This is a genomic window from Saccharothrix xinjiangensis (genome assembly GCF_039527585.1).
Taxonomy (GTDB): domain Bacteria; phylum Actinomycetota; class Actinomycetes; order Mycobacteriales; family Pseudonocardiaceae; genus Actinosynnema; species Actinosynnema xinjiangensis.
Window position 1 is genome coordinate 114,054 of the sequence record NZ_BAAAKE010000025.1, and the last position, 20,023, is coordinate 134,076.

Consider the following 20,023-nt stretch of genomic DNA (forward strand, 5'->3'; position numbering starts at 1 on the left):
GACACCGCACTCCTGCGGTTCGCGAGCGACCTGCGGCGGCTGCGGGCGGGCCGACGTACCGCGAGCTCGGCAGGCGCGCGAACTACTCCGCCGCCGCGCGGTCGGCCGCGGCCGGCGGGCGCAGGCTGCCCAGCCCGCCGGTGACGCCGGTGTTCGTGCGGGCGTGCGGCGGCGACGTCGAGGAGTGGCGGGCCGGCCGGTACCCCGACCTTCAGCGGCCCGGAGCCGCGGCTCCGGGCCGGGTTCCCGGACGTGCCCGAGCAGTCCCCCTGCCCGTGGGCGCGGGGCCGGCTCGTCGGTGGTGTCGGCGCGGACCGCGCTGCTCCCCTGCCCGTGGGCGCGGGGCCAGTGGTCGCGCGGTGTGCCGGCCGTGGTCCTCGGCCATTGGTCCCGCGAGCGGGTGCGGCGACGATCCACCTGACCGCCGGTAGCAGGCGATGTGGACCGAACCCCGACCCGTGATCGGAAGTCAACCCATGGCACGGATCCCCTACCCGGACGTCGACCGGCTGCCCGAGCACGCGCGCGTCGCGCTGGGGAAGATGGCCGCACCGCTGAACCTCATGCGCATGTGCGCCCACGCACCCATGCTGGTCAAGCCCCTGCTCTCGTTGAGCACCACGCTGCTGACCCGGTTGGCGCTGTCCGCGCGCCACCGGGAGCTGCTGATCCTGCGGGTGGCCCGCAACACCGGCTGCGAGTACCTGCACGCCCAGCACCGGACGATGGCCCTCGCTTTGGGCCTGGACGAGGACGAGGTCGACGCCGCCTGGCGCGGGCAGGTCCCGCACGAGGCGTTCGACGACGTGGAGAACGCGCTGCTGGAGGCCGCCGACGCGCTGCACCGCGCCGCCGCCGCGCCGCCGGAGCTGGTCGGGTTCCTCGACCTGCGGCTCGGGCACGAGCGCGCGGTCGAGGTGCTCGTGGTGGTCGGCCACTACCGGATGCTCGCCGGGGTGCTCACCAGCCTGGCGGTGGACGTCGACCCGCAGGGCGAGAAGTTCGTCGCGCTGTCCGGTGGCAGGCGGCCCGTCGCGGTCGGGGACGAGGAGGCGCGATGACCGCGGCCGCGGTGGAGGAGCCGATCGCGGTCACGGGCATCGGCCTGGTGCTGCCCGGCGCCGACGACGTCGGCCGGTTCTGGGGCCACCTGCGGGAGGGCCGCTCCCAGCTGGGCGGCCTGACCCGCTTCGACCCCGCCGAGGAGGGGTTGAGCGTCCGCGTCGGCGGCGCGATCACCGACTTCGACCACCGGCGCTACCTGCCGGACCTCGCGCCGCGGCACGCATCGAAGTACAGCACCGAGATCCTGGCGGGCATGTCCGCGACCACCCTCGCGCTGCGCGACGCGGACCTGCGGGAGGGCGACGTCGACCCGAGGCGGCTCAGCGTGATCGAGTCCAGCTCGCGCGGCGGCCTCCAGTGGTGGGTCACCGAGGGCGCGGACCGGCACGGTCAGGACGGGCTCGGCAGCGGCGCGATGTTCCGCGGGCTGCCGGCCTCCGCCGCCTCCCTGGCCGCGATCCACCTGGGGGCGCGCGGCCTGGTCACCACGCTGAGCAGCGCGTGCGTCGGCGGGCACCACGCGGTCGGCCTGGCGCTGCGCGAGCTGCGCAGCGGCGCCAGCGACGCGGTCCTCGTCGGCGGGCACGAGTTCCCGCTGGTGCCGCCGGTCCTGCGCAGCTTCGAGGCGCTCGGCCTCGGCGTGCTGTCGACCGAGCGCGACGAACCGGGGCGCGCGGTGCGCCCGTACAGCAGGGACCGCAACGGCATGGTGCTCGGCGAGGGCGCGCTGGCGCTGTGCCTGGAACGCGCCTCGACCGCCCGGGAGCGGGGCGCCCGGCAGTACGCGCACGTCCTGGAGCACCGGGCGATGAACGAGGCCGGGCACGCCACCTCGATGAACCTGACCGGCAAGCCCACCGCGGAGCTGATCACCGAGGTGGTCGAGGCGGCGGGCAGGCGGCTGGAGGACGTCGGCTACTACTGCGGGCACGGGACGGCGACGCACCACAACGACCTGGCGGAGTGCCGGTCGATCCGGTTGCTGTACCCGGGGCGCGAGCCCGCGGAGCTGCCGCCGCTCGGCTCGAACAAGCCCATCTTCGGCCACACCCTGGGCATGTCGGGGATCGTCAACATCGCGGCGACCTCGCTCATGCTGGCCCACCAGGAGCTGGCGCCCACGATCAACCTCGACGAGGTCGACCCGGAGTGCGACCAGGACCACGTCACGGCCGCCCGCGCGGCGGAGTTCGACCTGGCGGTCTCGCTGTCCTTCGCCATCGGCAGCCAGGTGTCGGTGGTGGCGCTCGGCGCGGCCCGGTGAGCGCGCCGGAGGTCGCGGCGGACGTGGACGAGCTGGTGGCGCGCCACGTCCGCCACGGCATGCACCTGCACTTCAGCGCCACGATGTCGCGGCCGAACGCGCTGCTGAACGCCGTCGCACGCCGGTTCCGCGGCACGCGAGGGCTCACCGTCAGCGTCCCGGCGGTGCACTCCAACGCGCACGCGCTGGCCCTGGCCGGCGCGGTGGACCTGATGATCACCGGTTTCCTGGGCGAGACCTACCCCACGCCGCGCCCCTGCCCGCTGTACCGGGACGTGCTGGCCGGCGAGCCGTTCACGCTGGAGGCCTGGTCGCTGCTCACCCTGACCCAGCGCCTGGTCGCGGCCGGGAGCGGCCAGCCCGCCGCCGCCACGTCGGCCCTGCTGGGCACCTGGCTCGCCGAGGGCAAGGAGCACGCGCTGGCGCCGGCGGCCGACCCGTGGACGGGCGAGCCGGTGGCGCTGCTGCGACCGCTGCGGCCGGACCTGACCCTGGTGCACGGCGCGTGCGCCGACCGGCGCGGCAACGTCGTGCTGTGCCGGCCCTCCGGCGAGGGCCCGTGGGCGGCCTACGCCGCGCGGCTCGGCGTCATCGCCTCGGTGGAGCGCATCGTCGACGACGCGGTGGTCGACGCCCACCCGCAGGACGTGGTGATCCCCGGGCAACGCGTGCTCGGGCTGTGCGAGGCCCCGTTCGGCGCGCACCCGCAGTCGCTGCGCACCCAGGGCATCGGCGGCGTGCCCGGCTACCGGGACGATTACGCGTTCCTCTCCGCCACCGCGCTGGCGTGCGCGGACCCGGGCACCGCGCGGACCTGGTTCGACGAGTGGATCGACCTCGACGGCGGCCACGGCGCGTACCTCGACCGGCTCGGCCCGGACCGGCTCGCCGCGCTCACCCGGGACGACGGGCTCACCCGGGACGATGCGCCGGGGCCGACGCGGGCGGGAGCGCGGGTCGGCCCGGTGCGGGCGGGAGCGCGGACCGACCCGGCGCGGGTGGACGCGCGGACCGACCCGGCGCGGGCGCGGACCAACCCCGCGCCCGCGACCCGCCGGGAAGCGCTCGTCGTCCTGGGCGCCCGCGCGGTGGCGCGGCAGGTGCGCGAGCGCGGCTTCGACACCGTCCTCGCGGGCATCGGCGCGTCGCACCTGGCCGCGTGGCTGGCGGCCGACCTGCTGCGCCGGGAGGGGCGTGAGATCGCCCTGGTGGCCGAGCTGGGCTTCTACGGCACCCGGCCGCACGAGGGCGACGTCTTCCTGTTCAGCCAGCGGCACGCCGACCGCTCCCAGCAGCTGTCCTCCATCGGCGAGGTGCTCGGCGGGATGGTGGCGGCCAACGACCGCTGCCTGGGCGTGCTGGCCGCCGCGGAGATCGACGAGAGCGGGGACGTCAACACCTCGTTCCTGCCCGACGGCGGGTGGCTGACCGGGTCGGGCGGCGCGCACGACATCGCCGCGTCCTGCGACTGCGTGGTGGTCGCGGCCTCCGGCCGGCACCGCTACGTGCCGAAGGTGGCCGCGGTGACCACCAGCGGGCGGCGGGTGCTCACCGCGGTCACCGAGTTCGGCGTGTTCCGCCGCGAGTCGGGCGACGCGCCGTTCCACCTCGACAGCGCCCTCGACCCGGGCGCCGCGCGGTCGCTGGTGGCCGAGCGCACCGGGTGGGGGTGCGACACCTCCGGCGCGGTCGCGGAGGAACCGGTGCGCCCGGACGAGCTGGCCGTGCTGCGGGCGCTCGACCCCGAGGGCCACTACCGGTGACCACCGCCGGGTGAGAGCGGCGGCGCGGACCGGAGGCCGAACTCCCGCCGCAGCGCCGACCGCGCGGCCAGGTGCCCGCACATGCCGTGCACGCCCGGTCCCGGCGGGGTGGCCGAGGAGCACAGGTACACGCCCGCCAGCGGGGTCCGGTACGGGTCGAGGCGCGGCGTCGGCCGGAACACGGCCTGCCGCAGCGTCATGGCGCCGGCGGCGATGTCACCGCCGACGTAGTTCGGGTTGTACCGCTCCAGCGCGGCGGCGCTGGTCCCCTGCCGGGCCACCACGGTGTCGGTGAACCCCGGCGCGTGCCGCTCGATCCGAGCGGTCACCGGCGCCACGGGGTCGGCGGGGTCGCCGTTGGGCACGTGGGCGTAGGCCCAGACCGGGCGCAGGTCGCCCGCGCCGCGATCGGGGTCGGCCGCGCAGGGGTCGACCACCAGCACGAACGGTTCGGTCCCGGGCCTGCCGCCGGCCACCGCCGTCTCCTGGCGGAAGACCTCCCGGAGCGTGCCGCCGAGGTGGACCGTGCCCGCCCGGCCCACCTCCGGGTCGGTCCACGGGATCGGCCCGGACACCAGGAAGTCCACCTTCGCCGCGCCCGGACCGTACCGGTAGGACCGCAACCGCCGCCGGTAGCGCTCGGGCAGGAGCGGGCCGGCGAGCGCGAGGAACCCCCGGGGGCCGACGTCGAGCAGCACGGCGCGGGCGTCCCGGAACTCCCGGAGGTCGGTGACCCGGTGGCCGGTGACCACCTTCCCGCCGTGCGCCACCAGGTCCGCCACCAGCGCCTCCGCGATGCGGGCGCTCCCGCCGCGCGGCACGGGCCACCCGGCGCCGTGCGCGAGGTGGCCGAGCAGCAGGGCGACCGCGGCCGACGTGGGCGTGGGCATCGCGCCGACCACGTGCGCCGCCACGCCCGCGAGCAGCGCCCCCGCCTCCTCGCCGGCGAAGCGGCGCGCCGCGAGCGGGGTGCCGTGCGCGAGGACGCCCCGCGCCAGCAGGGGCAGCACCGCCGGGTCGGCCGGCAGGCCGCGCTGGGCGGAGAGCAGGAAGTCGACCAGGCCCCGGCTGTGCTCCAGCAGCGGCGTCATCAGGGCGCGCCACCGCGGGCCGTCCGCGCCCAGCCGGGCGCAGGTCTCGTCGAGGTCGCGGTGGGCGAGCGCCGCCCGCCCGCCGGGGAACGGGTGCGCGTAGCTGATCTCCGGCGCGAGCAGCTCGACGCCGCGCGCGGCCAGGTCGAACTCGCGGAAGAACGGCGACACCGGGGCCATCGGGTGCACGGCCGCGCAGATGTCGTGCCGGACGTCCGGGTGGAACAGCGCCCGGGAGCGCAGGCCGCCACCGGGGTCGTCGGCCAGCTCGTGCACCTCGACGGCGAGGCCGGCCCTGGCGGCGGTGACCGCCGCGGCCAGGCCGTTCGGCCCGCTGCCCACCACCACGACGTCCGGAGCCACCGCTCCTCCTCCTCGCTCAACCGGCGTGCACGGCCGCCGGGTCCACGTTGATGATCGGCGCGACCAGGATCGGGCCGCCACGCGCGGGCGCGCCGGCGCGCGGGTCGTCGACGAACGACTGGGCGGCGTCGTCGAAGACCAGCGGGACGAGCCGCACGTCGGCGCCCACCTCCCGGGCGATCCGCGCCAGCTCGCCCGCGACCGGGCCGGACACCACGTGCCGCCCGTCCCGCAACTGGTCCAGCACGTGCTCCGGCACCGCGCCCGAGGCGTCCTCCGGGGAACCGCCCTCCCAGGACACGCGGAAGTACGTGGTCCGCCACGGCGGCCGGTACCCGAAGACGCGGGCGTTGCTGTACGGCCGCACGTTGGAGAACATCGCGAACGCCCACTCCGACTTCACCCCGAGCAGCAGCAGGGCGAAGTTCGCCACCACCACCACCAGGACGACCACCGGGCCGGCGCCCCACGCGCCCGGCTCGCCGCCCGGCGCGGAGATGGACCGCCACACCGCCACCGCGGCCATGCCGTAGACGGCCGTCAGCACGACGGTGACCGAGAGGCCCGCCGCGAACCTCGGGCCCGAGCGCAGCACGCGCCGCACCACCGAGTAGGCGGCCACGGCCGGCACCGCGGCCACTCCCAGCACCACCAGGTGCCCGCCGCCGAGCAGTTCGCCCAGGGGCAGGTGGGCGCCCGTGGCCTGGTACCAGAAAGCCAGGCACACCAGGGAGAAGTGGTAGTTGCCGACCACCCCGAAGAAGAAGTGCAGGGCGACGCACGCGAGGAACGCGGCCAGGACGCCGCGGTCGGCCAGCAGCGCCACCCCGGAGCCCAGCTCGGCGAGCACGACCACGAACGGGCTCGTCACCGCGAACCACCGGGGCGAGCGCAGCCGCACCTTGTCCAGCCCGTCCGCCAGGACGAACCTGCCCACGCTCGTCTCGGAGAACAGGAAGGCGCGGTTGCACTTCACCAGGCCGGAGATCAGGTACACGCAGCCGAGCAGCAGCCGGGCCGCGGTCACCTGCTCGGCGGGCGGGAGGAAGACCAGGACCGCCGCGCCGAGGAACGCGAGCCACAGGTGGTTGGAGATGCGGAGGTTCTGCGCACCGACCCAGCACGCGTACACCGCCAGGGCGAGCACGCCCGCCACCCGGTCCCCGGTCGCCAGCAGGACCAGGAAGACCGGGATCCCGGCCACCTGGAGGGCGGTGAACAGCGGGCGCGGCAGGCGCAGCCCCAGCGCGGGCGCGAAGCTCAGGGTCAGGTACCGGGGTCGGGTGACCAGGTACATGACGACGTGCGCCAGCAACCCGGCCCCGAGTAGCAACAGGAACAAGTCCGCCCCCAAGGTCTGTTCGATGGCGCCGCCGACCGGTCGCACCGGGATTGAACCAGCGCGGTGGCGGGTGGGCGCAGTTCCGCGCGGCACCGCGTGATCACCGGGCGGTAATCGCGGCCCGCGCACCGGCGCGGACCGGCGCTCGCCGGCACTACCGTGGGCGCGGGCGTGCCCGAGCACACCGGCCCACGACGCCCGCTTCGCCGGAACCCCGTTGCCAGGCCTGCGCCCCGCCCTGCCCCGCTCCGGCGAACGGGCCCGTCGAAAGGACCTCAGATGACCGGTGCGCCCACGAAGTCCGCGAGCGGGGGGTCCTCTGTGGACCGCTACCGCTGGGTGGCGCTGACCAACACGACCGCCGCGCAGTTCATGGCGCAGCTCGACGGCTCGATCATCATCATCGCGCTGCCGGCGATCTTCCTCGGCATCCGGCTCGACCCGCTGGACCCGGGCAACATCGCCTACCTGCTGTGGATGATCATGGGTTACCGGATGGTGCAGGCGGTGTTCGTGGTCATCGTCGGCCGGTTGGGCGACATGTACGGCCGGGTCCGGATCTACAACGCGGGCTTCGTGGTGTTCACCATCGCCTCCGTGCTGCTGTCGGTGTGCCCGTTCGAGAGTTCGGGCGGCGCGCTGTGGCTGATCGGCTGGCGGTTGCTCCAGGCGCTCGGCGGCTCGATGCTCCAGGCGAACTCGGCCGCCATCCTCACCGACGTGTTCCCGCGCGAGCAGCGCGGTTTCGCGCTGGGCATCAACCAGGTCGCCGGGCTGTCCGGCCAGGCCATCGGCCTGGTCGCGGGCGGCCTGCTGGTCGAGCTGGACTGGCGCGCGGTGTTCTGGGTGAACGTGCCGGTCGGCGTGTTCGGCACGGTGTGGTCCTACCTGCGGCTGCGCGACAACGGGGTGCGCCGGCCCGGCCGCGTCGACTGGTGGGGCGGCGCCGCCTTCACCCTCGGCCTCGGCGCGGCGCTGGTCGCGGTCACCGAGGGCATCCAGCCGTACGGCGGCCGGGCCATGGGGTGGACCAACCCGCTGGTGGTGGCGCTGCTGCTCGGCGGCGCGGCGCTGCTGGCGGCCTTCGTGGTGATCGAGACGAGGGTGGCCGAGCCGATGTTCCAGCTCGGGCTGTTCCGCATCAGGGCCTTCGCGTTCGGCAGCCTGGCGGGGTTCCTGGTGTCCGTGGCGCGGGGCGGCCTCCAGTTCGTGCTGATCATCTGGCTCCAGGGCATCTGGCTGCCCCTGCACGGCTACGACTACGAGCGGACCCCGCTGTGGGCGGGCATCCTGCTGCTGCCGCTGACCGCCGGGCTCCTGGCCTCCGGCCCCGTCTCGGGACGCCTGTCCGACCGGTTCGGCGCGCGGGGCATGGCCAGCGCGGGCATGGCCCTGTTCGCGGCCACCTTCGTGGGCCTCCTGCTGCTGCCCATCGACTTCCCCTACTGGGCCTTCGCCGTGCTGATCGCCCTGGCCGGCATCGCGTGCGGCATGTTCGCCGCCCCGAACACCTCCTCCATCATGAGCAGCGTGCCCGCCCACCAGCGCGGCGCGGCGTCCGGGATGCGCTCGACGTTCCAGAACTCCGGCACGGCGATCTCCGTCGCGGTGTTCTTCTCGCTCATGACCGCCGGGCTGGCCAACGCCCTGCCCACCGCGCTGGCCACCGGCCTGCGGGAGAACGGGGTGCCCGCGGGCGCCGTCGAGACCGCCGACGCCCTGCCGCCGGTGTCGTCGCTGTTCGCCGCGATGCTGGGCGCCAACCCGGTGCAGCAGCTGGTCGACCCCGGTGTGCTGGCCTCGCTGCCCCCGGCGCAGCAGGCGACGCTCACCGGCAGGGAGTTCTTCCCCGGGCTGATCTCGGCCCCGTTCCACCAGGGCCTGGTGGTGGTCTTCGCCACCGCCGCCGGGCTGTGCGTGCTGGCCGGCCTCGCCTCGCTGCTGCGCGGCCCCCGGGACACCCGGTCGACCGAGCGCCACTAGTGCACACCTTAGAAACGCCGTCGCCGGCGTTCGCCGCCCCCGACAGCGGCTACGGTCGGTGGCAGGTTGTTCACCCTAAGTGCGAGGGGCAGATGCGATTCAACGTCCTGGGAGAGCTGACGGTCCTCGTCGGCGCTCGGCAAGTCCCCCTGGGGGGCGTCAAGCAACGCGCCACGCTCGCGTTCCTGCTGCTGCACAACAACTCGTTCGTGCCGGCCAGCGCGCTGATCCAGGCCATGTGGCCGCAGGGGGCGCCGCCGACCGCGCGCAAGATGCTCCACAACGCCGTGTCCCGGATCCGGACGATGCTGTCCGAGGCCGGTGACGACGCCCCGTTCCGGCTGATCACCCACGCGCCGGGCTACCTGCTGCACGTCGACCCCGACCACATCGACCTGGCCAACTTCGAGGCGCTCGCCGACCGCGGGCGCACCGAGCTGCTGGCGGGCGACCCGCAGCGGGCCGCCGGCACCCTGCGCGAGGCGCTGGACCTGTGGCGCGGCCCCGTCCTCGCGGACCTGGTCGAGGTGGGCATCTCCTGGCCGGAGGTCACCGCCGTCCAGAACGCCCGGACCGGCGCGCTGGAGGACCTCATCGAGGCGGAACTCGCCTGCGGGCGGCACGCCGAGGCCATCGGCGAGCTGGAACTGGCGGTCCAGGCCGAGCCGCTGCGGGAGCGGTTGTGCGGCCAGCTCATGAGGGCCCTCTACCACTGCGGGAGGCAGGCCGACGCCCTCACCCTCTACCACCGGACCAGGACCGCGCTGGTCGAGCAGCTGGGCCTGGACCCCAGCAGCGAGCTCCAGGAGCTGCAACGCGCCATCCTCAACCACGACCTCGTCCCGGACCAGCTCAGGGCGCCGCGGCCGGCCGAGCCCGCCGTCGCGGTCGTGCGGGACGACCCGGCGCCGGTGGCGCCCGGGACCGCCCCGACCGCCGACACCGCCCCGCGCGCGGCGGCCCTGGGCCGCGACCCCGAGGTCAAGCAGGTCACGGCGCTGTTCGCGACGGTCCGGCCCGCGGTGGGCGGCGACGTCGACCTCGAACACGTCGACCGCGCCCGCCGGCACGTCGACGAGGTGCTGGGGCGCGAGGTGGAGCGGTGGGGCGGGACGGTCGCGGGCACGCTCGGCTCGGTGTGGCTCGCCGTGTTCGGCGTGCCCAGGAGCAGGGACGACGACGCGCAGCGCGCCGTGCTGGCGGCCGACGCCATCGGTGACCGGCTGCGCGCCGACGTCGCCCTCGCCGCCGGGTTGGCGGCGACCGTCGCGGTCGCCACCGGCGAGGTGCTGGTCCGACCGCACCCCGACCTGCCGTCCGCCGCGCCCGCGATCAGTGGCGAGGTGCTGGACACCGGGATGCGGCTGCTGCTGTCGGCGACGCCCGGCCTGGTGGCGCGGTGCCCCGCGACCGAGCGGATCACCGCAGGTCAGGAGGGGGCGATCGCCTCGGACGGTGCGGTCGGGTTCCCGACGCCGGCGCACTCCCCGGCGGCGCGGGTGCCGTTCGTCGGCCGCGACCGCGAGCTGGGGATGCTGCTGCGGCAGGTCGACGAGGCGGTTCGGGGCGGGCGCAGCCAGCTGACGACGGTGCTGGGCGGGGTCGGGATCGGCAAGAGCCGGTTGGTGCGGGAGTTCGCGGACGCGCTCGGCGCGAGGGCTGTCGGCGCGGGAGCACCCGGCTCGGGGACTGCCGGCACAGGCGTGTTCGGCGCGGGCGCGGGCAGCGCGGGTGTGTTCGGCGCGGGCGCGGGCAGCGCGGGTGTGTTCGGCGCGGGCGCGGGCAGCCCCGGCGATGTGGGCAGTGCGGGCAGCGCTGGCAGCGCAAGCGGTGCGGGCAACGTGGTCGGCGTGGTCGGCGTGGGCGCGTCTGATGCCGCGCGGTGCGTCGTGCGCCGCGTGCCGTCCTGGCCCGCCGGGGCCGCGCGGCTGTCCTTGCCGGCCGACATCGTCCTCGGTGCGGCGGGCGTCGCACCCGGCGCGGACACCGCGGAGGTGGACCGCGCCCTCGCCCGAGCCGTGGCGCGGCTGCCCGGTCTGGGCGACCAGGCCGCGGCGGTCCTCGCCGACCTGCGCGCCGCGGTCGGCGGCGAGCTGCCCGACCCGACCTCGGCGTGGCCCTCGGTGCGGCTCTTCCTCACCGAGACCGCGGCCGTGCGGCCCCTCGTGGTGGTCGTGGAGGACGCGCACTGGGCGACGGGCGCCGTGCTGGACTTCCTGGGCGACCTGGTCGAGAGCGCGGCCTGCGCCCCGCTGGTCGTCGTGGTGACCGCCCGGCCCGAACTGCACGAGCAGCACCCCGGCTGGGGCGGCGGCAAGCCCCAGACCTGCACCACCACGCTGGAACCGCTGGCCGACGCCGACATCGCGGCGGTGCTCGACCCGCTCCTCGCCCCGGACCGGGGCGCCGCCTCGCCCGGCCCGCGGCCGGACGCCGTCGGCGGCGCGCGGACGCGGGACCGCCTCGTCGCGCTGGCGTGCGGCAACCCGCTGTTCGCGGTGGAGTACGCGCGGATGCTGCGGCGGGCGCCGGGAGGGGAACGCGCGTCGGGTCCTTGGCCGTTGCCGAACCGGGTCCGGGGCATCCTCGCCTCGCGGCTGGACGACCTGGCCGCGCCGGCCAAGGCCGTGCTGCTCGACGCGGCGGTGCTCCGCGACGGCGTGTGCGACGAGGCCGTGGCCGCGCTGGGCGGGTGCACCGCGGAGGAGGCCGCGCGCTGGCTGGCCCACCTGGAACGCCGCAAGTTCCTCCGCCGGTGCCACCCCGGGGTGTCGGGCCGACCCTCCTACGTGTTCTGCCACCCGCTCGAACGGGAGGCCGCCTACCAGCGGCTGCCGCGGTCCGCGCGGGTCCGCAAGCACCGGCTGGCGGCCTCGTGGCTGGACGGCGCGGCGCGGCACCTGCCCGACCTGCCCGCCCAGCACCGGCGGTTGGCCGCGGCGCTGGAGCACACCTCGGTGGCCGCGTAGCCGGCCGCCGCCCCCGGGACCAGTCCCGGGGGCGGCGGCTCATCGGCGCGAGAAGAGCGGGAGAGGTGGGCAGCCCCGGCCGGCCGTCAACCCCGGGTCCCGGACCGCTCGGCCGAATCCGGCTCGGCGCGGTCCGCACCGTCCTCCGCCCCCTTCCGGGCCCGCGCGTTCAGCCAGGTCAGCAGCGGACCGGACATGGCGGTGGTGATCACGGCCATCGCCACCATGAGCGAGTACAGCTCCTGGTTGAGCAGCCCGATCTGGAGGCCGACGCCGAGCGCGATCAGCTCGGTCAGCCCCCTGGTGTTCATCAGCGTGGCCAGCACCGCGGAGTCGTTGCCCGACAGCCCCTGCGAGCGGGCGGCGAGGTACGTGCCCGCCATCTTGCCCACGACCGCGGTGACCATGATCAGCGCCAGGTCGAGGAGACCGCCCGCGCCGAGGCCGGACAGGTTGACGTTCAGGCCCGCGACCACGAAGTAGACCGGCAGGAACAGCGCGGTGCCGACCTGCATCCGGTGCATCAGGTCCTCGCGCACGACGTCGTCGGCGACCCTGGGCATCACGAGCCCGAACAGGAACGCGCCGAAGATGAAGTGCAGCCCGAGGAGCTGCGTGGCGGCGGCCGAGGCCAGCACGCCGATCAGCACGACCGTGAAGTTGCCCAGCGTCAGCGGCGCTCCCGGCACGAGCAGCCGGGCCAGGAACGGGCGGACCGCCACGAACATGAGCACCACGTAGGGCACGACCAGCAGCACCTGCCAGTGCGGCACGCCGTCCCGCCCGGCGATCGCCTGCACCAGCGCCAGCGCCGACCACGCCGCTACGTCGCACACCGCCGCCGCGGACAGGGCGATCGTGCCGAGGCGGCTCCCGCTCATGCCCCGGTCGGCGATGATCCGGGCGAGCACCGGGAACGCGGTCACCGCGAGCGCCACGCCCATGAACAGCACGAAACCCAGCCAGTTCGACGTCTCGTGGTGCCGCACCAGGTGCAGCGACAGCAGCACGCCGAGCAGGAACGGCACGAGCGCCGAACCCAGCGCCGTGACCGTGGCCAGCCGGCCCGAGCCGCGCAGCCGCGAGCGGTCGAGCTCGTAGCCGACGATGAACATGAACAGCACGACGCCGAGGTTGCCGACCGCGGCCAGCAGCGGTCGCACGTCCGCCGGGAACAGCGTGGCCGGGATCGCCCCGGCGAACAGGGTCGGCCCGAGCAGGATGCCCACCACGATCTCACCGATCACCGCGGGCTGCCCGAACCGGCGCGCCAGCGCGCCCGCCGCGCCCGCGAGCCCCACGATCAACGCCAAGTCCACCAGCAGGAGAGCCGCCTGGTGCTCCGTCATCGTCATCCCCTCAGTCGTCGGTCGTGAACGCCGCGCCGGCCGGGACGCGCGACGCCGCCAGGCGGCGCAGCTCCCGCTTGTCGACCTTGCCTCCCCCGGTCAGCGGCAGGGAGTCCAAGGTGGACGAGTAGCGCGGTTCGTAGAGCGGGCCCAGCCGCGCCGCGGCCTCGGCGCGCACGACCGCGAGGTCGGGCGCGCGGCCGGGTTCCGCGACCAGGAAGACGTGCACGGCCTCGCCGAACCGCTCGTCCGGCACGCCGACCGCGGCGGCGGCACGCACGCCGGGCAGCCCGACCAGGACGTCCTCCAGCAGCCGGGTGTAGACGTTGCTGCTCGTGCGGCCGGTGACGACGACGTCCTTGACCCGGTCCACGAGGTGCAGGAACCCGTCGGGGTCCAGCCGGCCGACGTCGCCGGTGGCCAGCCGGCCGTCCCGCAGCACCTCGGCGGTCGCCTCCGCGTCGCCGAGGTAGCCCGCCATGACCAGCGGGGAGCGGACGAACACCTCGCCCGTGCCGCCGGTCGGCAGCACCGCGCCCGCCGGGTCGCGGACCTCCAGCTCCACCCCGGGCAACGGCCGGCCGCAGCTGCCCCAGACCCGGTCGTCCGCTCCCGCGAGGGCCGCGGCGTCCAGCCTGGCGATGTTCAGGCACTCGGTGAGCGCGTAGACCGTCGACACGACCGGGCCGAACCGCTCGACGGCCCGCCGCAGCAGGTGGGGCGGGGTGGCCGCGCCGCCGATGCTCAGCGCCCGCAGCGCGGGCAGCGAACCCGCGCGGCAGTCCGGGTGGTCCAGCAGCTCCGCCACCATCGGCGGCACCAGCCCGGCGGTGGTGATCCGCTCGTCCCGCAGCACCGCCAACACCCGCTCGACCTCGAACCCGTCGAGCACGACCTGCGTCCAGCCGCCGAGCGCGCCCGCCACGGACATCGAGTGCCCGGCGACGAACGTGACCTGCCGGGCCAGCAGCGACCGGGTGCCCGGCGGCGACGCGCGGCCGACCATGCCCGCCATCAGGTCGTACACGACGCGCGTGTGCGCGACGAGCTTCGGCCGGCCCGTGGTGCCGCCGGTGTAGAGCACCGTGACCGGTTCGCCGGCCGGGACGCCCGCGGCGGGGTCGTGGCGCTCCGGCCACCGCGCGGGGCACGCCGCCGCCGCGTCGAGCAGGTCCGCGCCGAGGCGCGTGGGGCCGAGCCCGAGCAGCACGGGCGGGCACGCGCCGAGTTCCGCCAGCTCCGCGACCCGGTGCTCGTGCACGTCGTCGAAGACGATCGCGACCGGGGTGGTCAGCCGCAGGTGGGCGGCCAGCTCACCGGTGCCGACCGGGCGGACCAGCACCGCCCGGCAGCCGAGCAGGTGCACGGCGAGCTGGGCGAGGACCGACTCGGGCCGGTTGGACAGGAACAGCCCGACCGCGTCACCGGGGCGCACGCCGTGGCCGAGCAGGGCGTTGGCGAGCCGGAGCAGCCGCCGCCGCGCCTCGGCCCGGGTGACGCGCCGCGCGCCGTGGACGAACGCCTCCCGGTCGTCCTCCCGGCTCCACCCGTCCAGGACGTGGTCCACGTAGGTGCCCGAGGGCCCGGAAGCGGTCACCGGTCGCCGCCGACCGCGACGCGCCACAGCCGCCCGTGCGCCGCCCCGTTCGGGTCGGCCACCGCCCGCGACTCGTCGTCGAAGACCATCGTCACCCGGTCCTCGCCGTAGCGGGGCCAGGCGCCCGGGTCCGGGTCGCCGGTGCGGGCGAAGCGCGCCCACGCGCCGTTGACCCGCCGCGCCAGGTGCCGGGGCGGGGCCGACCCGTACAGATCGGTCGCGCCCAGGTGGTCCAGCGCGTCGAACACGAACGGCAGCTCCATCGAGTGGCACGCGCCGAGCGGTCGTTCCGCCGGGTCCGGGCACCAGTCGAACCGGTACGCCCACACCGCTCCCCCGGCTCGCGCGTGCGCGTCGGCCAGCTCGGTCGCGGGCCGGTGGAACACCCAGTCGGTCATGACGTCCACGAGCGGGTCGCGGCCGGGGGCGGCGTAATCGGCCAGGGTTTCGCGGACCGGGTGGCCCAGGCCGGTCAGCAGCGCGCCCACGACGTGTTCGAGCACGGGCCGGGGTGGGCCCACGCCGGTGGCGGTGCGCGCGTCGTCGCGGTTGGCGCCGACCACGAGCGGCACGGCCGCGGTCCGCCCGGCCCGCACCGCGTCCAGCAGCCCGGTGGGCAGCAGGTCGCCGTCCACGACGGGTTTGAAGAGCTGGCCGCCGAGCTTGTCCGGCATGGTGGTCGCGCAGAACGCGGCCTGCCGGCGCAGCACCTGCTCGGCGGGCGCGGTCAGCAGCTCGGCCGCGGTGGAGCGGTCGAGCCCGGCGGAGCGGAGGAAGCGGTCCGCCACCGACTCGGCCTCCTCCGCGCCGTTCGGCTCCAGCACCCCGCCGCTCTGGATGACGACCTTGGCGAACAGGCCCCGGGCGTCCGGCGCGGCGAGCAGCGCGGCGGCGCTCGACGCGCCCGCGGACTGGCCGAACAGCGTGACGTTGCCCGGGTCGCCGCCGAAGGCCTCGACGTTGTCGCGGACCCAGCGCAACCCGGCGAGCTGGTCCAGCAGGCCGGTGTTGCCCGAGGCCGCGTGGTCGCCGTCGAGCAGGCCCGCCAGGCGCAGGAAGCCGAAGACGCCCAGCCGGTAGTTCAGCGTCACCAGGACCACGTCGTGCGCGGCGGCCGTGCGCGTGCCGTCGTACCACGGCTCGCTGCCCGAGCCGCTGAGGAAACCGCCGCCGTGCAACCAGACCAGCACGGGTCGCCGCCCGGCGTCGGCGGCCGGCGTCCACACGTTGACCGTCAGGCAGTCGTCCTCGTCCCAGGGCCGGGTCGGCGCGCCGACCAGCCCGTCCAGGGACGACCCGGCCGGTTGCGGCGCGTCCGGGCCGAACCCGCCCGCGTCGCGCGGTTCCCGCCACGGCCGCACGTCCTCCGGTGGTCGGAAGCGGCGCGGGCGCGCGAACGGGATGCCCGCGAAGCGCAGCACGTCCCCGGCGCGGCGGCCCACCACGGGGCCGCGGGCGGTGTGCACGGTCGGTCGGTCGGTCACGCTGGATCCCCGTCCTGCTGGGTGGCCCCCGGACACCGGCCGGGGCGGTCGGTCGCGGCGGACGCTATCCACCGGCGGGATCGGCGGGCGATGTCCCGCGACCACCGGCGGGTAACCGGCCGGCCGGCCGCGCGGCGGGTTACCCGGTGCTGGGAGCGCGGTGGGTCCGGCCCATCGGCACGGCCGCCGGGCGCGGTTAGCGTCACGTGCCCGCCGCTGGTCGGCGCCGCACCGAGAGCCCGGAGGGCAGCACCGATGCAGGTTGAAGTGGTCAGGCACAGCACCACCAGCGTCGACGTCGCGGAGCTCGCCAGGGGCGCCGCCGCGATCGGGCTGGCGGGCGTGGCGCAGCCCGAGCTGGAGACCGACCCGTTCGTGCCGCTGGCCGTGGCGGCGCTGGCGGACGACCGCCTCCGGCTGTCCACGGCCGTCGCCATCACCTTCGCGCGCACGCCCATGGCGATGGCCCGCGCGGCGCGCGACCTCAGCGAGCTGTCCGGTGGGCGGTTCGTGCTGGGGCTGGGCACGTCGGTGCGGCCCGTCGTCGAGTCGCACTACGACAGCGAGTACGCCCCTCCCGGTCCCCGGTTGCGGGACTACGTGAAAGCGCTGCGGGCGATCCAGCTCGGCTGGGCCGGCGGCGACATGCGGTACGAGGGGCGCTACCACCGGGTCGTGCCCGTGCCCGGTTTCGCCGCCGTGCCGGGGCAGGCCGTGCGGGCGCCCGTGACGCCCGTCCACCTGGCCGCGCTCAACCGGTACAACCTGCGCACCGCCGGCGCGCTGTGCGACGGCCTGGTGGTGCACCGGTTCTGCACGCCCGACTACCTGCGGGACGTGATGTGGGGGCACGTGGCGGACGGGGCCGCGGACGCCGGCCGCTCCCTGGACGGGTTCGAGACCGTGCTCAACGTGTTCGTCGCGACCGGGGAGGACGAGGGGGCCGTGGCGCGGCAGCGCGAGTGGATCCGCGCCCAGGTGGCCTCCTACGGGTCGGTGCCCGCCTACCACCCCGTGTTCCGGCACCACGGCCTCGGCGACGTGGGCGATCGGCTGGTGGCCGCCGCTCGGGCCGACCTGCCGCTCGCCGAGCGCGCCGCCGCCGTGCCCGACGACGTGCTGGACCTGTTCTGCGTCAGCGCCACCCACGCCGGGCTGCCCGCCGCGCTGGTCGAGCGGTGCGCCGGCGTGGCCGACCGGGTCCGGCTGGACCTGCCGGTCGGCCCCGTGCTCGCCGACGTCGTGGCGGCGCTGGCGGACGTGCCCGGCACCGGGCGGGTCGGGGAACCGCGGCCCTGACCCGGGAGGGGTCGCGGCCGGGCGCCGGGGAGTTCGAGGCGGGGTCGCGGATCCGCCGGCCAGGTGCCGCGCGCCCGGCGACGCGTGCTCAGCCGCTGCCGAACATCAGGTTGCCGGGCGCGTCCGGGTCGGCGCCGCTGAAGAACTCCCGGCTCGCCCGCTGGAACTCCTCCAACGAGACCCTGCCGCTGCCGTCGGAGTCGACGGCGGCGAAGGCCCGGCGGCACTCCTGTTCGGGGACCAGGGCGGTGGAGGAGAACAGCGCCACCCACTCGTCCTGGCTGATCCAGCCGTCGTCGTCCCGGTCGCACAGGGTGAAGAACCGGGTGGCGATGCCGCGGATGGCCGCGTCGAACCCGTCCGGGTCCGCGGCGAGTTGCCCGAGGAAGGCCGCGATCAGCTCCTCGGACGTCACCTGGCCGTCCCCGTCGCCGTCCATCGGGGCGATGACGTGGTGCCACAGGGCGAGGCAGGACTCCCGCAGGTCCACCGCCTGCGGCGAACCCTCCTCGTAGCCGAGCCGGGCGCAGAACCGCGTGGCGGTGGCGGCCAGGTCGTCCGCTTGCAGGACGCCGTTGTCGTCGGCGTCGAGCCCGCGGAAGTAGCGGGCGTACTTCTTCCGGATGAGTTCCACTGCCGTGCCTCCTCGGTGCCCCGGCGGGGATCCCCGCCGGGGCACCCACGGTCTCACGGGCGCAGGCGCACCGGCAGCGACACCGGGCCGCGGAAGAACGAGTGCACCAGCCAGTCCACGTCGCCCGGGTCCACCGCGAGCGCCAGGTCCGGGAAGCGGTCGAACAGCCGCCCGAAGGCGACCTCCAGCTCCAGCCTGCCCAGCGCCGCGCCGACGCAGTGGTGGATGCCGTGGCCCATGGCCATGGTGCCGGAGGTCGAGCGGGTGATGTCGAACCGGTCGGGGTCCGGGAACCTGTCCGGGTCGCGGTTCGCGGAGGCCAGCGACAGCAGCACGAACTCGTCCGCCGGGATGACCACCCCGCCGACCTCGACCGGCTCGGTGGTGAACCGGATGCTGGCCGACAGGCCGGAACCCTCGTAGCGCATCAGCTCCTCGACCGCGCCGGGCAGCAGTTCCGGTCGGGCGCGCAGCGCGGCGAGCTGCCCGGGGTGCAGCAGCAGCGTCAGCACGCCGTTGGTGATCTGCTTGCTGGTCGTCTCGTGGCCCGCCATGAGCAGCAGCAGCGCCATCGACACCAGCTCGTCCGGTGCGAGCCGGTCCTCGTCGTCGCTGACCCGCACCAGGTCGGTGAGCAGGTCGTCGGTCGGCTCGTGCCGCTTGGCCTCGCACAGCCGGCCGAGGTAGCCGACGAGCGCCTGGTAGGCGGCGCCCAGCTCCGCCGGGGGCACCTTGCCCGCGTAGAGGGTGTCCGCCCAGCGGAAGAGGTCCTCCCGGTCGTCGGGCGGGACGCCGAGCAGCTCGCCGATGACGGCGATGGGCAGCTGGAGCGACAGCGCCGGCACGAGGTCGACCGAGGTGTGGGCGGCCATCCGGTCGAGCAGGTCGTCGACGATGCCCTCGACCCGCCGGCGCAGCGCCTCCACGCGGCGCACGGTGAACTCCCGGCCGACCAGGTTGCGCAGCCGGGTGTGGTCCGGCGGGTCGCTGTTGACCATGTTCGCGGTCAGCCCGGCGGGGAAGCCGGTGGCGTTGCCGGACACCGCGCTGTGCACGGCCATCAGCTCGCCGATGCGGTGGCCGTCCTTGGCGAGCCGGTGGTCGGCGAGCAGCGCCCGCACGTCGGCGTACCGGGTCACCAGCCAGGCGGTGAGGCCGCGGTAGGTGGTGACCCGGTGGACCGGCGCGTGGTCGCGCAGCCACGCGAAGGTCGGGTAGGGGTCGAGGTGGAAAGCCGGCCCGTACGCCTCCGGCGCACGCTCGGGCGAAGTCTCGCTGACGGTCACGGGGTCCCCCCTCACCAGGCCGCCGGGTCCCCGACCCGGTGGCACTCGAAGACGTCGATCGGCCGCCACTCCTCCTCCGGCGTCGCCCGCGCGTAGGAGCGGGAGACGAAGTGGTCGTCGTCGATGCGGTGGAAGACGTCCCGGACGTACCGGTGGGCGTTCAGCTCCACCACCGCGTAGTGCCCGGTCACCACCAGCTCGCCGTCCCGCCAGCCCGGCGAGGAGCCCGAGCCCCGGCTGCCGGAGTCGGCGATGTAGTGCACGCCCAGCTCGCCGTCCACGGGGTTCCAGCCGAACGTCCAGCGGCCCGCCATCGTGCCCGGCCAGGTGACGTCGACCTGGAGGTGGCTCCCGCCGAGCGCCGGCGTGCCGTGCATGTGCATGACGGTCGGCGGCGAGCCGTCCGGTCGCGGCCTGCCGACGCACTCGTTGTGCCCCAGCAGGAAGTCGAGCGCGCGGAGCTGCTCCGGCGGGGCGGGCAGCACCGGTCGCCCGGTCTGTGGTGTGCTCATCTGGCCTGCTCTCCCGGGTTCG

Annotated in this window: 14 protein-coding genes; 6 read left to right on the plus strand and 8 right to left on the minus strand. The window is 75.7% G+C overall.

What is annotated here, in order from left to right; genetic code table 11:
• Positions 1–476 precede the first annotated feature (476 nt).
• Genes ABD223_RS34215 through ABD223_RS34225 form a run of 3 tightly spaced genes read left to right on the plus strand, consistent with a single transcriptional unit; the run spans position 477 to position 4,092 of the window.
• Positions 477–1,061, plus strand: coding sequence for a carboxymuconolactone decarboxylase family protein (locus tag ABD223_RS34215; protein WP_344040867.1), 585 nt, complete (start codon positions 477–479; stop codon positions 1,059–1,061).
• On the plus strand, positions 1,058–2,329 hold the full coding sequence (locus ABD223_RS34220) for a beta-ketoacyl-[acyl-carrier-protein] synthase family protein (protein ID WP_344040868.1): 1,272 nt from the start codon (positions 1,058–1,060) through the stop codon (positions 2,327–2,329). The genes ABD223_RS34215 and ABD223_RS34220 overlap by 4 nt, the downstream gene beginning before the upstream one ends.
• Positions 2,326–4,092, plus strand: coding sequence for a CoA transferase subunit A (locus tag ABD223_RS34225; protein ID WP_344040869.1), 1,767 nt, complete (start codon positions 2,326–2,328; stop codon positions 4,090–4,092). Before ABD223_RS34220 ends, ABD223_RS34225 begins: the two co-directional genes overlap by 4 nt.
• On the opposite strand, the gene ABD223_RS34230 is transcribed toward ABD223_RS34225, so the two are convergent.
• Positions 4,083–5,546, minus strand: a complete 1,464-nt coding sequence (locus ABD223_RS34230; RefSeq protein WP_344040870.1) for a phytoene desaturase family protein — start codon at positions 5,544–5,546, stop codon at positions 4,083–4,085. The genes ABD223_RS34225 and ABD223_RS34230 overlap by 10 nt on opposite strands.
• Before the next feature lie 16 nt (positions 5,547–5,562).
• The gene (locus ABD223_RS34235; protein ID WP_344040871.1) at positions 5,563–6,888 is read right to left on the minus strand and encodes a hypothetical protein; all 1,326 of its coding nucleotides are present in this window, start codon (positions 6,886–6,888) and stop codon (positions 5,563–5,565) included.
• A 279-nt stretch (positions 6,889–7,167) separates the two neighbouring features.
• On the opposite strand from ABD223_RS34235, the gene ABD223_RS34240 reads away from it, so the two are divergent.
• Positions 7,168–8,871, plus strand: a complete 1,704-nt coding sequence (locus ABD223_RS34240; protein ID WP_344040872.1) for an MFS transporter — start codon at positions 7,168–7,170, stop codon at positions 8,869–8,871.
• Between the two features lie 92 nt (positions 8,872–8,963).
• Positions 8,964–11,840: an AfsR/SARP family transcriptional regulator gene (locus ABD223_RS34245; protein WP_344040873.1), complete on the plus strand. Its 2,877-nt coding sequence runs from the start codon at positions 8,964–8,966 to the stop codon at positions 11,838–11,840.
• Between the two features lie 86 nt (positions 11,841–11,926).
• Here the strand turns inward: ABD223_RS34245 and ABD223_RS34250 are convergent, their stop codons facing one another.
• The 3 genes from ABD223_RS34250 to ABD223_RS34260 are packed head-to-tail and all read right to left on the minus strand — an operon-like array spanning position 11,927 to position 16,270.
• Entirely contained in the window at positions 11,927–13,189 is a 1,263-nt protein-coding gene (locus ABD223_RS34250; RefSeq protein WP_344040874.1) for a cation:proton antiporter, read from the minus strand.
• A gap of 10 nt (positions 13,190–13,199) precedes the next feature.
• Positions 13,200–14,786, minus strand: a complete 1,587-nt coding sequence (locus tag ABD223_RS34255) for a class I adenylate-forming enzyme family protein (protein ID WP_344040875.1) — start codon at positions 14,784–14,786, stop codon at positions 13,200–13,202.
• Positions 14,783–16,270 (minus strand): carboxylesterase/lipase family protein, encoded by a 1,488-nt coding sequence (locus ABD223_RS34260; RefSeq protein WP_344040876.1) that lies wholly within the window; start codon positions 16,268–16,270, stop codon positions 14,783–14,785. The genes ABD223_RS34255 and ABD223_RS34260 overlap by 4 nt, the downstream gene beginning before the upstream one ends.
• Before the next feature lie 255 nt (positions 16,271–16,525).
• Between ABD223_RS34260 and ABD223_RS34265 the strand changes: the two genes are divergently transcribed.
• On the plus strand, positions 16,526–17,569 hold the full coding sequence (locus ABD223_RS34265; protein WP_344040877.1) for an LLM class flavin-dependent oxidoreductase: 1,044 nt from the start codon (positions 16,526–16,528) through the stop codon (positions 17,567–17,569).
• 88 nt (positions 17,570–17,657) lie between these two features.
• On the opposite strand, the gene ABD223_RS34270 is transcribed toward ABD223_RS34265, so the two are convergent.
• The 3 genes from ABD223_RS34270 to ABD223_RS34280 are packed head-to-tail and all read right to left on the minus strand — an operon-like array spanning position 17,658 to position 20,001.
• Entirely contained in the window at positions 17,658–18,203 is a 546-nt protein-coding gene (locus ABD223_RS34270) for an EF-hand domain-containing protein (protein ID WP_344040878.1), read from the minus strand.
• A gap of 53 nt (positions 18,204–18,256) precedes the next feature.
• The gene (locus tag ABD223_RS34275; RefSeq protein WP_344040879.1) at positions 18,257–19,489 is read right to left on the minus strand and encodes a cytochrome P450 family protein; all 1,233 of its coding nucleotides are present in this window, start codon (positions 19,487–19,489) and stop codon (positions 18,257–18,259) included.
• A gap of 11 nt (positions 19,490–19,500) precedes the next feature.
• Positions 19,501–20,001, minus strand: a complete 501-nt coding sequence (locus ABD223_RS34280; protein WP_344040880.1) for a hypothetical protein — start codon at positions 19,999–20,001, stop codon at positions 19,501–19,503.
• Between the last annotated feature and the right edge of the window lie 22 nt (positions 20,002–20,023).

Bases quoted from the DNA above. Each gene is read 5' to 3' on its own strand.
- ABD223_RS34280 (WP_344040880.1), bottom strand. From the start codon at position 20,001: ATGAGCACACCACAGACCGGGCGACCGGTGCTGCCCGCCCCGCCGGAG.
- ABD223_RS34215 (WP_344040867.1), top strand. From the start codon at position 477: ATGGCACGGATCCCCTACCCGGACGTCGACCGGCTGCCCGAGCACGCG.
- ABD223_RS34220 (WP_344040868.1), top strand. From the start codon at position 1,058: ATGACCGCGGCCGCGGTGGAGGAGCCGATCGCGGTCACGGGCATCGGC.
- ABD223_RS34240 (WP_344040872.1), top strand. From the start codon at position 7,168: ATGACCGGTGCGCCCACGAAGTCCGCGAGCGGGGGGTCCTCTGTGGAC.
- ABD223_RS34245 (WP_344040873.1), top strand. From the start codon at position 8,964: ATGCGATTCAACGTCCTGGGAGAGCTGACGGTCCTCGTCGGCGCTCGG.
- ABD223_RS34265 (WP_344040877.1), top strand. From the start codon at position 16,526: ATGCAGGTTGAAGTGGTCAGGCACAGCACCACCAGCGTCGACGTCGCG.
- ABD223_RS34250 (WP_344040874.1), bottom strand. From the start codon at position 13,189: ATGACGGAGCACCAGGCGGCTCTCCTGCTGGTGGACTTGGCGTTGATC.